The sequence below is a fragment of the Nonomuraea sp. CA-218870 genome (assembly GCF_050936535.1).
Taxonomy (GTDB): domain Bacteria; phylum Actinomycetota; class Actinomycetes; order Streptosporangiales; family Streptosporangiaceae; genus Nonomuraea; species Nonomuraea corallina.
Map to the genome: position 1 here is coordinate 3,134,159 of NZ_JBNJMN010000001.1, position 13,255 is coordinate 3,147,413.

Below are 13,255 nucleotides of genomic sequence, written 5' to 3' on the forward strand. Positions count from 1 at the left end.
TGCCACGGCGAAGCGTCTGTTCACCGGCGCTGTCGGGGCACGCAGCCGTCACGCGTCGCCGAAGGCCGACGAGCCGAGCCCGCATTCAAGGCTACGGAAGGGTGGAATTCGGCCTCGTGGTTTCCTGGAAGCCTTGCCGTGAAATTTTCAATATGTTTCCGGACTGAACGACGCGATACGTGCCAGCAAAACGGCATGAGAGCGCGCCCGTCACCTCAAAGGAGCGAATCGCGCCTTGACGGGACCCGCGTGCCTCGTATTTGCTCCGTCGCACCACCACCCATCGGCAGGAACGGGCGCGGCAAAGCGATGTGAACGATGACACCGTTCTTCCGCCATGCCCTTCAATCACGCCAGTTCCGCACGGATGAGAGGACTGATTCCACTCATGTTAACGCTAACTGACGCCCTGGCACCGGCCCTCGCGGCGGTGCCACAGGCAGGTGAGTGATGATGCGGCGTAAATCCGTCCTCGTCGCTGTCATCGCGGCGGTGCTTCTCGCGGTGGCCACCGGTGGTACGGCGCTGGGCAGCAGCGAAACCACGTCCCGCGCGGCGAGCGCCGCCGCCCCGACGGCAGGATGCGGCAAGACCCCGACACTCAGAAGTGGCACGCATTCGATCCAGAGCAGCGGCCGGACTCGCTCCTTCATCCTGAGAATTCCCGACAACTACAACAACACCAACCCCTACCGGTTGATCTTCGGGTTCCACTGGCTCAACGGCACCGCCAACGACGTCGACTCGGGCGGGAGCAGCGGATTCACCTGGTCCTACTACGGGCTCAGGCAACTGGCGAACAACACTGCGATCTTCGTCGCCCCCCAGGGGCTGAACAACGGCTGGGCGAATTCCGGCGGGCAGGACCTGACCTTCGTCGACGACATGATCAGGCTGATCGAAGCGGACCTGTGCGTCGACACCACGCAGCGGTTCGCCGGAGGCTTCAGCTACGGCGGCGGCATGAGTTACGCCCTGGCCTGCGCCCGGGCGACGGTCTTCCGCGCGGTCGCGGTCTACGCCGGCGCACAGCTCAGCGGATGCAGCGGAGGCACCCAGCCCATCGCCTACATCGGGCTCCACGGCCTCAGGGACAACGTACTCAACATCTCGCAGGGCCGGTCGCTGCGCGACACGTTCGTCAGGAACAACGGGTGCACTGCCCAGAATCCGCCCGAACCGGCACAGGGCAGCCTGACGTACGTCGTCACCGCCTACTCGGGATGCCGATCCGGATACCCGGTCGTGTGGGCGGCGTTCGACGGGGGGCACACCCCTGCTCCAGTGGACGGGTCCACCGCCGACGACGGCGCACGTACGTGGACCAAGGCGGTGGTGTGGAACTTCTTCAACCAGTTCCAGAGCACGAACGACACCACTCCGCCGACCTCTCCGGGCACTCCCGCCGTCTCCAACGTGACCGCCACCAGCGCCACCCTGACCTGGACGGCATCCACCGACTCCGGCGGCTCCGGCCTGGCCGGCTACAACGTCTACCGGGAGCAGGGCGCCACGGACCCGCAGCTCGGCCAGTCCACCACCAACTCCATCACCCTGACCGGGCTGACCGCCGGCACCCAGTACCAGGTGTACGTACGAGCACGCGACGGCGCCGGCAACCTGTCGGCCGACTCCGCGTCGGCCACGTTCACCACGACCTCCACCGGCGGCGACACCACGCCACCCACCGCCCCGGGCGAGCTGGCGGCCTCCGGCACCACCGCTAACGGCACCAATCTGTCCTGGGCCGCGTCCACCGACGACGTGGGGGTCGCCGGCTATGACATCCTGCGCGCACCCGGGGCCACCGGCGGCGCCTTCGCCCAGGTCGGCACCTCGGCCACGACCTCGTACAGCGACACGGGCCTGAGCCCGAACACCACCTACCGTTACCAGGTCCGCGCGCGGGACGCCGCCGGCAACCTCTCGCCGGTGTCCGGCACCGTCCAGGTCACCACCAGCGGCACCACCACCGGAACCTGCTCGGCGACGCCGACCGTGCAGTCCCAGTGGGGCGGCGGATACGTGATCCAGCCGCTGACCATCACCAACACCAGCACCTCGACGATCACCAATTGGACGGTCACGTTCACGCTCCCGGCCGGCCACACGCTGACCGGCTCGTGGAACGCCACCGTCACCACCAGCGGGCAGACCGTCACGGCCAGGAGCGTCAGCCACAACGGCACGCTCGCCCCGGGAGCCGGCACCACCAGCTTCGGCTTCCAGGCCAGCCGCCCCAACAGCGACACGGCCCTGCCATCCGGATACACCTGCACCGGCGCGTGACCTCGCGACCGGATATCGGCCCAGCCCTCGGCGAACGCCTCTCTTGAGGGCTGGGCCGCACCCGTCGCGACGTTCAGCGAACAGCGCGCCGACCTCGGCGCGGTATCCGCGCCGCACGCCAGAAGGCCGCCCGCGGTGAAAGCGGACGGCCTTCTGGAGGCAGGAGCCTCAGCTGTAGGAGTAGGACTGCGCGCTGCAGCCGGTGATGTAGGGCCCGGGGTAGACCTGCTGGGTGGAGCAGCCCCAGGTGGCGGTCAGGGTCGTGGCCGAGGAGGGAATGCTGATCGCCGGTCCGTTGGTCCAGCCGACCTGGTCATATTGGTGACCGCCACTGCAGATGGCCGACACGCTCACCGAGGTGCTGCCGCCGGGCAGACTGATCGTGAACGACCACGTGTGGTTCACCGGGTTCGCGACCATCGAGCTGAGGGGCATCGCCACGCCGTACGAAGGAGGCGCGGAGCCGACCGAGACGTACGAGGCGTACCAGTCGCGGGTGTCGCCGGAGTAGTTGACGTTGAGGCAGTCCACCGTGGCGTTGAGCGTCAGAGTTGAGGCGGCGGCGGGCTGCTGCATGGTCACGACCGTCGCGGCGGTGGTGGCCAGCATCGCGCCGACCGCCAGTGCCCGGCGGATCAGGTTGCCAGCGATCATGGGGTCCCTTTCATCGCGCCATTGACTGTGGAGATTTCGCCGGCCTCGCACCCTGATCGGGGTGAGGCTGACGCGCACGTCGGTGAGGCCGGCCGGGTGTCGGGGGCAGGTACGGGTGGGCCGCCGGTCGCAATCAAAAGCGCGCGGGCCGCGCGCCCGAGACACCGCGGGATATGCCTTCTCGAGGGGAGGATCACACAATGGGCACCGACTGGACAGCCCCACACAAAGGACCGCTCGCCGAAACAAGCGGTGAATCGCGGTTTCCGTACGGCCCGTAAAGGGCGACGATCTCGCCCCACGGATCAACAGGCTGGTCGCAGACCATGTGACGCCCTGCGATGTGGCGGTCGTACCCGCGTCATCACAGTCACCCGCGCGGCGGTGTTCGTGAAACTTTCCACACGGGGACGCCTGGCGGCGAGCTGCCGAAGCTCGACCCGCCTGGCCCGCCCTGGATTATGAATTGGCTGCGGAACGCGGGTCAGAGGCGGACGCGGTAGCGCAGGTGTGTGACGCCACCCTCGCCTTCGAGAACTCTGATCCGCTCCAGCTCGCGCTGTTCTGCGCCGAGGTGCTCGAACAACCGCCGGCCCTCGCCGAGTATGACCGGGATGAGGTGGATCTCGAGCTCGTCGAGGAGCCCGGCGGTGAGCGCGCGCTGCGCGGTGCTCGCTCCATGGACCAGCACGTTCTTGTCCCCGGCCGCGCGCTTGGCATTTCGCATAGCACCCTCAAGGTCATTGCCGTAGTGCACGGCCGGCCAATTCGCTGTCCAGGTGGGTGCCGGGTGGCGGCTGAGGATGTAGATGGGTACGCCGTCATGGTGGTCGCCGCCCCAACCGCCTGCGGGTTCAAAGCTCCCGCTTCCGGCGACAATTGCCCCGGTGGACATGAACTCGTCGTAGACCTGGCGGTTCATGCCGCCTTCGGTACCTGGAAAGGGCCACTCGTGCAGCCGCTCCCCTCCGTCGCCGAGCGGGTTGTCCGGCGTTTCGTTGGGCCCGGCGATGAACCCGTCGAGGGACATGGACATGTACAGCACGGTCGAAGACATGACAGGTGTTCTCCTTGTTCGCTTTGTTGATGTGGGCCGGCTGGAGCGCTGTGGCCCTTGCCTGCGTTCCGCCTCGCGTGTCCAGTAGCACGAGTCTGATATCGCTTCACCGCCGGGCCCGGGCCCGGCCCTTCGGAAAAGCCACACGCGCCGAGATCATTCCAGTTGAGGCGAGGCCACGTGGTCAATTCACAACGAGTGGATCATGACGGAACTCCCAGGCCATTGACACGGGACGACGCAGGATCGCAACACCAGCCCGCCAGGACGACGGTCGTCTCGCCGTCCCACGGCCGCGCCGCTCAGGCCCCAGGTCGCGTTCGGACAGGCGCTCGCTTCCGGCGTTGAGAGACCCCGCGTCAGCGCAGCGGGTCCTTGGTGGCACGGTGCCGGACGCTGACGGCGTTCAGCGCGGTCATGAAACGTGTGAGCAGCGGGCTCGTGTCGCCGGCCCGCCAGACCAGGTGCAAGGTGGTGGCGGTCCCGGCGAGCCGCCGGGGTGTCACCCCCTCCCGGTGCAGCACCCGATAGGAGTCGGCCATCACGGCCGCCCCGAAACCGGCGGCGACCAGCGCGAGGATCGTCTGGACGGTACGGCCGCGCGCACCGATGCGCGGCACGATCCCAGCGTGGTGGCACAGCGAGGTGATCTCGTCGTGCGCGTGGGACGCGGCTTCGCGTGGCCACAGCACCAGGGGGATCTCGCCGAGTACGGAGACAGGCGCAGGCTCATGGGTCGCGGCGAGCGGGTGCCCGGCCGGCAGGAAGAGGGTCAGCGGTTCGCGCGCCCAGACGCGTGTGGCGAGACGGGCGTCGCGTACCGGGAGCCGCTGCACCGCCACGTCGAGGATCCCCTCCAGGATGCCGGCCGACATCTCGGCGTCGTCGAACAGCTCCACCAGGGACAGGTCGACGTCGGGGAGCTCGGCGCGCACCCGCGCCAGGGCCTCTCCCAGCGCGCCGTTGATGCCCGATCCGGCGAACCCGACCGTCACCCGGCCGGTCTTGTCCTCGGCAGCCAGCCGTACGTCGTTCAGAGCGGCCTCGGCATCGGCCAGCATCTGCACGGCCCGCCGGAGCAGCGCCTCGCCGGCCGCGGTCGGAAGCAGGCCGCGGCCGGCACGGGTGAACAATTCGACCCCCAGGCGTCGTTCCAGTTCACGCAGCTGCCGGCTCAGGGTCGGCTGGGTCAGCTGCAGGCGACGGGCGGCTCCGCTGATGGACCCCTCTTCGGCGATCGCGACCATGTAACTGAGGAACCGCAGATCCATCCATGCCTCCACGGCATGGATGCTATATCGATCGATGCCTGGAAGTATGTGGTCGGAGTCCTCCGGTGAAGAATGGAGTCGTCCCGATTTCCTGGCATGCCGGAGCCGTCGTGAAACACCTTGGAGTTCTCGCTCACAGCACAGGGGGAGCCGCCCTTTGCTTCCTCACCTTCTGCGAGGAGGGATTCCACCGGACCGGTCGCAACGAGCATCCCGACGTCACCCTGGACTACATCGCCTTCGGCCGCAGCATGCCCGCCTGGGACAGCGGAGATCACGCGACCGTCCGTGCCACCCTCGCCATCAGCGCGGAGCGGCTGGCCCGGGCCGGAGCCGACTTCTTCGCCTGCCCGGACAACACCGCCCACATGGCCCTGGAGGCTCCAGGACCGGACCTCCCGCTGCCGGGACTCCACATCGCCGAGGTCGTCGCCGACCAGGCCGCGGCCGAGGGGCGCACCCGCGTCGGCGTACTGGGCACCAAATACACGATGGATGGCCCGCTGTACCCACGGGCGCTGGCCGCCCGCGGGATCGCCGCCGAGCTGCCGGACGCCGCCGACCGCGACCTCGTCAACGAGATCATCTTCAAGGAACTGGTGAACGGCGTCATCAGCGAGACCTCGCGCCAGGAGTATCTCCGCGTCATCGAACGGCTGGCCGACCGCGGCTGTGACGCGGTCGCGCTCGTGTGCACGGAGATCCCGCTGCTGATCACGCCCGAGATCTCCTGCCTGCCGACGCTGGACTCCACCCGCCTGCTGGCCCGCGCGGCCTATGACGTCGCCGTGGGCGAGCGTGCCATGCCCGAGTGGCGCGGCGGCCCCCGATGAGCCCGGAACGCCGGGGAACGACACATCCTGAGCGGCGCCTCCGGAAGCTCGCTTGCAGAGCAGATCCGTTCCGATGTTGCCTGAACCGACGATCGCCGCCGGGCTCGCAGAGCAGACGCCGATCGGAACTCATCGAGCCGCGTTTCTAGATCGGAGTCGACCCCGGCAGCGAGGGCCTGCGGCGGGCCAAGGACCTCGGCCTCGACGATCACCTGCGGGCGCCGAACCTCAACATGGTCAGCTGCGCCGGACGTCGTACCCGTCGTGTTCGGATCCGGCAAGCGCTACATCGGGTGCGCCGTTGACCGATCCGAGCGGGTACGCGAAGAAGTCCGCCGCGCCGTCACCGTCGCCATCGACAGAGCCGGGGTGCTCCGGTCGCCACGCGAACCCCGCCCTCTGAAAACAGATCGAGCGGCACGATGTTGCACTACATCCACTGCCGCGGCCGCTACGTCAAGCGGCTGCGGCAGGCGTCCTGATCCGGCCGACGACGGCCAGGGAGGCGACGGCCACGGGCCTGCGCGGGCCGGATCAGAGCTGTCAGGGGATCGGGGTGGCGCTGGCCCGCGCGACGGCCTCGGCGTGGTCGGCGGGCAGGAGGTGGCCGGCGGCGAGGGCCCGGTCGGCGGCCCGGGTGAAGGCGGTCACGTAGTCCTGCCGCGTGGGATAGAGCTGGAGCAACCGGGCGCTGCTCAACGGGGCGGTGGAGCCGAGCAGCAGGCACGCGCCCGTGATCTCGCCGCCGCTGTTGGTCGGCCCGTAGGCGGCCAGCGGCGCGTCCAGGTCCGGCAGTCGCACGCCGCCGAGCGCGTTGCCGTCGCCGTCGCGCCGGATGGTGCCGAGCAGCAGGTTGATCTGCGGCCCCGCGGGTGGCGCGCCCAGCCCGCGCACCCACCGGTCGAGGTGGTGGTAGGCGGCGTTGGACGCGTACCGCCAGGTCATGGCGTTGACCGGCCGGTCACAGGAGATGGGGCGCCCGTCGTTGATGGCGCGGTCGCGCGCGTTCTGGGCGTTGTACTGGGCCAGTCCGTACGCGTCGGCGTGCGCGGTGCCGGCGACCTCCCATGTCCGGACGAGGGCGCCGTCGGGCTGCCGGGCGTCGGCGAACGTCCTGACGTCGGTCTCGGACTCGACCTGGAAGACGGGGACGGCGGTGTCGGCGCGGATCCGGGCGGTGAGGGGCAGGGCGATGACCCCGTCCCCGATGGGCGCGGCGCCGGCTCCCCGTCCATGGATGAGGAACCCGTCATAGGCGGGGGTGATCGGCTGGATCGCGTTGGCGAAGGTGGCCAGGCGTCCGGCGGACTGCGAGTGGCCCGCGGCCAGGACCTTCGCGGGCGCGCCCGTCCCCAGCAGCGCCGGCGCGTGCGCCCGCACCGCCTCGGCGGCCTGCGCGAAGATCGAGTACGACAACGCGTCCGAGGCCAGCGAAACCTGCGCGTAGCGGGCGGGGTCGAGGCTCCTGAGCTTGTCGGCGCCGACCTTCTGAGTGGTGACGCCGACGTAGGCGTAACCGGCGCGGGTGTACAGCTCGTGCGACTGCGACCACTCCACGCCGATGTCCACCCCGAAGCTGACGTTCAGCCACTCCACGACGACGGTGCCGTTGAACCTGGCCGGATCGGCGGGCCGCTCGACGAGCAGCCGGGTGGTGTACGCCTGGACGGTGCCGCTGCGGCGGGCACCCCATTGGCCGTTGGCGTACCAGATGCCGGTCTTCTGGAAGGTGTCGGCGTTTCCGCTCATCAGGAACTCGCGCTCCTCGTACCCGCGGGCGGCGAGGTCGGTCACGGTGGCCCCGACGATTCTGCCCTGGCCCGCGCCGGCCGGGATCTCAGCGACGCTGACCGCCGCCGCGTCCGCCCGTGTGGGGGCGGCGGGCAGCAGGAGGACCGCCGCCCCCACGATGGCCACGGCCCGCGAGAGGCCGTGGCGAAGTCGCTCGAACATGCTGGATCTCCTCCTTGGAGGGGAGCGGCGGGGAACAGACGCCAGTCTCCACCGGGGGCCGCCCCCAGGCATCGGGGAAATCACCAGTGCCGGTGTACGGGGTGCGCAAGATGTGGAAGGCGCTCAACCGCCAGGGCGTGGCCGTGGCGCGCTGCACGGTTGCCCGGCTGATGCGCCGGCTCGGGCTGTCCGGCGCGGTCCGCGGCGATCATCCGGTGGGCCGCCATCGCCGGTATGGCCCGCCGTCTCACTCGCAGCGGGCCCGCTCGGCGACAGGCCAGAATCGTCTGCGGCTGACCAAGATCACCGATCTCGCAGCAGGGCGAAGGCCTGCTCGGCGACCCAGCGTTGTTTGCCCAGGCCGGAGCCGTGTTCAGTGCCGCGGAGCCGGGTGACATCGTTGCGGTTGGCTCCGGTCAGGATGACCGCGAGCGGGGGTGTTCACGAGTGGGTGTGACCTGCGGTCGAGACAGAGCTTCAAGATCGCTTCCCGGGATGGCTGTGATCGTTTCCCAGCCGAGCCCTCGAGGGTTCAGCATGCGTTGATCAGCTGTCCGTCAGGAAGGCCAAGGCGTCCGGAGCGAACCGTTTGTCGGTGAACGTGCCGCTGTGGCTTCGGCCCGGGTAGACGACGAGCTGGGCGTCCGGGATGCCTTCCACCGTCTGCCGGGCCAGTGCCAGCGGACAGACCAGGTCCCGGTCACCCTGGATCAGCAGCGTGACCGCCTTGATGTCGTGCACCGGTTCGATGTAGGCACGCTGGGCTCGCCTGCCGGTGGGGCCGAGGGTGCAGGCCGTACCGGCCAGGACGAGGCGGTCGACCAGGCCGGGATGGTCGGCGGCGAGTTGGAGAGCGATGGATCCGCCGGTGGAGATGGCCAGCATGTTCACCGGGCCCTCAGAGATTCCTCTGATCGCCTGCGCGTAGACGGCGGCGAGGTCGGCCATCGTCGTGCCCGATGGCAGCCCGGGCCGGTGATTGACGACGTGGACGGTGAAATGTGCGTCGCGGCCACCGTCGGCCAAGCAGTGAAAGAGGGGCTCGCCTGGTCTCCCCTCGGTCTCCCGAGCGGCTCCTGCCCGCCCCGAGGCTTCGCGCGAATTACGCGCCACTATGGATGAGCTGGGATTTCAGGAGTAGGGCGGGTGGGACTTGAACCCACGACCCACGGATTATGAGTGGACTTGATCTTAACAGGGGAGCGATGTTCTGAGCTGCGCCTCGGCAGGATTTCGATCATGCTGCCTCGACGGCGTTCCGCGTATGTGCCGGATCTTGAGATGCGCGCCCGCGCACGACTCGCCCGGCTGAGCGCCCCGTATGCCTCGACCCACCGCGAAGCGGCAGCGGGCCGGCGACGGAGGGGCAAGCCCGTCTTCGTGTGTACCCTAGCCGGTCGCCGTTCCTCGGTCATCGGATGCCAACGGTCACAGACGGGCTTGAGCCGTAGGAGATGGTCTGCTGGGCTCTGCCTGGGTCGTGGCAGGCGGGACGATCAGGCTTCCACCTCAGCCAACTACGGGACTGCGGTTCACGCTTGGGAGACACCCCGGAGCCGAGGCCCCGCCGGAGGCCTGACAGTACAAGTTGAGTCCATCGCCGTGCCACTTGCGAAAGAGCTAGTGGCCCGTCACCGATCGTTGGACGGGTAATTGATCTCGGGCGGTGAATCCGTCAGGCTGGCTGCTTTCACAACATGGAGGTGGTCGTGGCGCGCCGACCGGAAGTGTTCGTCCGGCCGCTGACGATGGAGGAAGGCCGCAAGCTGAAGCGGATCACGCGTAATGCGAAGGATCCGATCAAGCTGCGGCGGGCGATCGTGGTGATGATGTCCGGCCAAGGCCAAAGCGTTCCGGACATCACCTCGTTGATGCAGGTCAGCGACGACTACGTGCGTGATGTCATCCACGCCTTCAACGAGCGGGGGTTCGACGCGCTGGACCCAAAATGGAGCGGGGGTCGTCCACCGGCGATCAGTGAGCGGGTGCGTGAGCACATCTGCCTGATCGCCACGACGGCCCCCACCGAGTGGGGCATCGAAGGGATGTCGACCTGGAGCCTGCGCACCCTGGCCGAGCACCTCATCGCGCGGGGTGTCGTGGCGGCGATCAGCCGTGAGCATCTGCGGCGGATCCTGCGCAAGGGCGGGGTGAGCTGGCAGACCACCACGACGTGGAAGTCCTCCACCGACCCGCACTTCATCGCCAAGATGCAGCGCGTGCTGGAGTTATACGATCACCCGCCGGCCGACGGGCGGGTGATCTGCGTCGATGAGTTCGGCCCGTTGAACCTGATGCCACGCAAGGGCAAGCGCTGGCGGCCGGCCCGCTCGCCGGCCCGGCTGCGGGCCACCTACCACCGCTACCACGGCGTGATGCAGATGATCGCCGCACTCGACCTGGCCACCGGCAAGCTCTACTACCGCATCCGCACCCGCAAGCGCTGGCGGGAGTACTTGTCCTTCCTCAAGACGCTCCGCGCCCGATGGCCCGGCGAGAAGCTGTATGTGATCGCCGACAACTACTCCCCGCACAAGCATCCTCAGGTCCGCTCCTGGGCCGGGGCCAACGATGTCGAGCTGGTGTTCCTGCCGACCTATGGCTCGTGGCTGAACTGGATCGAGTCCGAGTTCGCCGCGCTGCGCTACTACGCCCTCAACGGCACCGATCACCGCAGCCACGACGAGCAGAACGCGGCGATCGGCGCGTACGTGCGCTGGCGCAACGCCCGAGCCCAGCCCAAGACGAACTTCGCCGCCAGCTCACCCATCAGAAGCTGGACCAGTTACCCGTCCAAGGTTGCGTGAGTGGCCTGGAAATACTGAGTGCGCTGCTGCAGCAACCAACGCTCGACATCCTCATCCGTGGCATCGACATACGGCTCTTCGGCCAGACGCTCTAGGAGTTCGTCCCGCTCCGGATGATCACTTGTCGCTACCATCGACCGCACCGCGACCACACCGCCAGCGAGAACAGCCCACAGATCCAGACCCATCTCCGTGTCGAAGTTAGCGATCTTCGCGCTCCACTGCAGCCAGGCATCATCCACGCAGCGATGCTCGGCCAGCAACAACATGCCGAGTCTCAGCCCGTCGGACACACCCCAGAACTCTTCAGCTTCCCGAATATCCTGCTGCAGCAGGAACTTCAGCAAAGCCCGATCAGCGGGCTGCGGATCGAACAGAATCGCAGCCAACACCGCCGCACGACGTTCGGCGTTGGCGTCCCAGGTGTCGTCATCCTCGGCGGGGGCGAAGCCCAGACCGGACCAAGACTCCGGGTCAGCCCGCAGGACCTCCAGCAACTGCCGACTCTCCGCATCAGGCTCATTCATCGCGCGTCATCCTAGGCCCCGGAAGCCAACGGGCAAGGATGCCAGCCCGCTCTGAGATCTAAGAGTCTGTCCAGCTTACGCTTACGGCTGCGCCTCCCCAGAAGGGCTAAGCCCTGGGAGCCGACCGACGGGTCCACCACCCGAGATCGATTACCCGACCAACGTTCGGTGACGAGCCACTAGCGCCAGTAATAAGGATCATTCTCATCTATCGGCCATTCGATTCCAGATTCTCGCTTCCATAGCTCCACGACAACTCGTTGCGATTCAATCTCCATAGAAGCGAGGAGGTTCTGCAGCTGACGGCGCGCCTCATCCGTTGAGATCTTATTTATGATATCCTTAATTTCTGTTCTGGCTGACTCGCTAGTCCGGCCCTCGACTATAGAGACTCTCCGGCGCGTGAGGAACTTCCTAGCCTCCGCCGATATAGACCCAAGACTGAACACTACGCCTGCGCCGGGGCCATATCGCTCGACTCGATTCACAAAACGGTCGGCATCTCCTAGACCGAAATCTCGATCTTTCAACTCGAAAAAGGCTCTATAGCCTTGAAAGTCGACGATGAGGTCTATTTCGTCTTCGTCGAAAGTCGTATTCCAGACGATGTTATTTAAGGCCACTTTGCTGTCGACTAGCAAACTGGTTGCCCATATGGTCATCCAATGGCTCTTTTCCATCAGTTGTCGTGCTAGGGGTGTTGCGGCAATAATGTTCCGAATGTTTTCATCCGCGAAGGTGCGGTTGCATGTGCTACATCTATAATTCTCTCCGAGGTTGCCCTCTAGCTCTTCGCGAGTGGCTACCGTGCATATGGGACGAGAAGTTTGTCGGCACACAACTAAGTATTCCTCGCGCACAAGCTGCCGATCTAGTAACTCCCGGACGGCAGGCTGTTCGCTTGCAGGCCCCGCATCGTCGCGTGCTGGCTTCCCTTGGATCACTCGCTTGAGAGCCTCTCTGTAATCCGGTGTTGCTAGAGTAATCGCAGCCTCCAGGTCTTGTTGGCTATACGACGCGGGCTGACTGTTGATGTGATTTGTCTTAACTTTATAATTGACAGACGAGAGGCTATATAGCAGGCGCATCTTGGGTGTAGGGAGCCAGGTGAAGGGGTTCCCTAGCATGTCTTTCGCTGATGCGGCATCCGCTGCATGCCAAAATGTAGAGGATATCTCCTCTACATGTGAAGTGGCGGTATGGTCGCGCGCCTCAACGATAATCACTACCTCTCTTGAATACCTGATGATGATAAGCGAGCCGTCGCGGATCATTATTTCGAGGAGTTCCCTGGTCTGGTATTCTTCTCCAGGTGGAGGGCTCCATCGATTCCTATTGAAGCTGGCGCTGACTGTGTCTATTGTCTGCCAATAGAGGGTTCGATGCCTGGCGATACTCCGCGTGCCCGTAGCAGTTAGAATCGCCTTGGCGGCAGCACGAATAAGGGGCTTGTATCCTTTAGATTGCAGGTCTGATAGGAAACGTTCAAAGGCCTTTCTGCTGAATGTGGCCGGGGATGACTCTTTTCCTTCTATTATGAACATCAGGTTTTCCTTGTGAAGATCAGCAGGGTCGGCCTGTACCTGACATAGATACGTAAGAATGAGGAACAGGGGAGTGCCCATGCGCCAGCCATGACGCACCGCGTATGGCGACGATGCGCCGTTCTGTCCCGCTCAGGTGTTAGCGATTCTCTTCCTCTCTCCGATCATCGGCGGGGGAAGCTCTACAGCCGTCTTCAATCGCGCGGCCCGAGCCGCCGCCGGCCGGGACCGGCCCCCAGGCCGCACGCCCGGACGGCGGGCGGCGGTAGGCCGCTGTGGCGGCGGGCAGCGCCGCCGCCTTGATTGCTACGAGCGTAATT

The 13,255-nt window shown here is 66.5% G+C and carries 10 protein-coding genes and 1 pseudogene; 4 read left to right on the plus strand and 7 right to left on the minus strand.

Translation table 11 applies throughout. From position 1 onward, the window contains the following. Positions 1–453 precede the first annotated feature (453 nt). A complete protein-coding gene (locus ACQEUU_RS15195) occupies positions 454–2,289 on the plus strand; it encodes a fibronectin type III domain-containing protein (protein ID WP_433065972.1) in 1,836 nt (611 codons plus the stop codon). A gap of 168 nt (positions 2,290–2,457) precedes the next feature. Here ACQEUU_RS15195 and ACQEUU_RS15200 read toward each other — a convergent pair whose 3' ends face one another. The 3 genes from ACQEUU_RS15200 to ACQEUU_RS15210 all read right to left on the minus strand — a co-directional run bounded on the left by ACQEUU_RS15200 (position 2,458) and on the right by ACQEUU_RS15210 (position 5,271). Beyond that, positions 2,458–2,943 (minus strand): hypothetical protein, encoded by a 486-nt coding sequence (locus ACQEUU_RS15200; RefSeq protein WP_433065974.1) that lies wholly within the window; start codon positions 2,941–2,943, stop codon positions 2,458–2,460. Positions 2,944–3,427: 484 nt separating this feature from the next. Continuing rightward, on the minus strand, positions 3,428–4,000 hold the full coding sequence (locus ACQEUU_RS15205; protein WP_433065977.1) for a dihydrofolate reductase family protein: 573 nt from the start codon (positions 3,998–4,000) through the stop codon (positions 3,428–3,430). 359 nt (positions 4,001–4,359) lie between these two features. Next, a complete protein-coding gene (locus tag ACQEUU_RS15210) occupies positions 4,360–5,271 on the minus strand; it encodes a LysR family transcriptional regulator (protein ID WP_433065980.1) in 912 nt (303 codons plus the stop codon). 110 nt (positions 5,272–5,381) lie between these two features. On the opposite strand from ACQEUU_RS15210, the gene ACQEUU_RS15215 reads away from it, so the two are divergent. Continuing rightward, positions 5,382–6,104, plus strand: a complete 723-nt coding sequence (locus ACQEUU_RS15215; protein ID WP_433065983.1) for an aspartate/glutamate racemase family protein — start codon at positions 5,382–5,384, stop codon at positions 6,102–6,104. A gap of 543 nt (positions 6,105–6,647) precedes the next feature. Here the strand turns inward: ACQEUU_RS15215 and ACQEUU_RS15220 are convergent. Then, positions 6,648–8,057, minus strand: coding sequence for an alpha/beta hydrolase domain-containing protein (locus tag ACQEUU_RS15220; RefSeq protein ID WP_433065986.1), 1,410 nt, complete (start codon positions 8,055–8,057; stop codon positions 6,648–6,650). A gap of 92 nt (positions 8,058–8,149) precedes the next feature. Here ACQEUU_RS15220 and ACQEUU_RS15225 point away from each other — a divergent pair. Then, positions 8,150–8,263, plus strand: a pseudogene (locus tag ACQEUU_RS15225) (IS3 family transposase); the annotation flags it as partial. Between the two features lie 340 nt (positions 8,264–8,603). Here the strand turns inward: ACQEUU_RS15225 and ACQEUU_RS15230 are convergent. Next, on the minus strand, positions 8,604–9,170 hold the full coding sequence (locus ACQEUU_RS15230; RefSeq protein WP_433065989.1) for an alpha/beta fold hydrolase: 567 nt from the start codon (positions 9,168–9,170) through the stop codon (positions 8,604–8,606). A 584-nt stretch (positions 9,171–9,754) separates the two neighbouring features. Between ACQEUU_RS15230 and ACQEUU_RS15235 the strand changes: the two genes are divergently transcribed. After that, positions 9,755–10,864 (plus strand): IS630 family transposase, encoded by a 1,110-nt coding sequence (locus tag ACQEUU_RS15235; RefSeq protein WP_433065992.1) that lies wholly within the window; start codon positions 9,755–9,757, stop codon positions 10,862–10,864. On the opposite strand, the gene ACQEUU_RS15240 is transcribed toward ACQEUU_RS15235, so the two are convergent. Continuing rightward, positions 10,843–11,391, minus strand: a complete 549-nt coding sequence (locus tag ACQEUU_RS15240; protein WP_433065994.1) for a hypothetical protein — start codon at positions 11,389–11,391, stop codon at positions 10,843–10,845. The two genes, ACQEUU_RS15235 and ACQEUU_RS15240, sit on opposite strands and share 22 nt — an antisense overlap. A gap of 179 nt (positions 11,392–11,570) precedes the next feature. Next, the gene (locus ACQEUU_RS15245; protein WP_270155164.1) at positions 11,571–13,016 is read right to left on the minus strand and encodes a hypothetical protein; all 1,446 of its coding nucleotides are present in this window, start codon (positions 13,014–13,016) and stop codon (positions 11,571–11,573) included. Positions 13,017–13,255 lie beyond the last annotated feature (239 nt).

Bases quoted from the DNA above. Each gene is read 5' to 3' on its own strand.
- ACQEUU_RS15195 (WP_433065972.1), top strand. From the start codon at position 454: ATGCGGCGTAAATCCGTCCTCGTCGCTGTCATCGCGGCGGTGCTTCTC.
- ACQEUU_RS15200 (WP_433065974.1), bottom strand. From the start codon at position 2,943: ATGATCGCTGGCAACCTGATCCGCCGGGCACTGGCGGTCGGCGCGATG.
- ACQEUU_RS15205 (WP_433065977.1), bottom strand. From the start codon at position 4,000: ATGTCTTCGACCGTGCTGTACATGTCCATGTCCCTCGACGGGTTCATC.
- ACQEUU_RS15210 (WP_433065980.1), bottom strand. From the start codon at position 5,271: ATGGATCTGCGGTTCCTCAGTTACATGGTCGCGATCGCCGAAGAGGGG.
- ACQEUU_RS15220 (WP_433065986.1), bottom strand. From the start codon at position 8,057: ATGTTCGAGCGACTTCGCCACGGCCTCTCGCGGGCCGTGGCCATCGTG.
- ACQEUU_RS15235 (WP_433065992.1), top strand. From the start codon at position 9,755: ATGGAGGTGGTCGTGGCGCGCCGACCGGAAGTGTTCGTCCGGCCGCTG.
- ACQEUU_RS15240 (WP_433065994.1), bottom strand. From the start codon at position 11,391: ATGAATGAGCCTGATGCGGAGAGTCGGCAGTTGCTGGAGGTCCTGCGG.
- ACQEUU_RS15245 (WP_270155164.1), bottom strand. From the start codon at position 13,016: ATGGGCACTCCCCTGTTCCTCATTCTTACGTATCTATGTCAGGTACAG.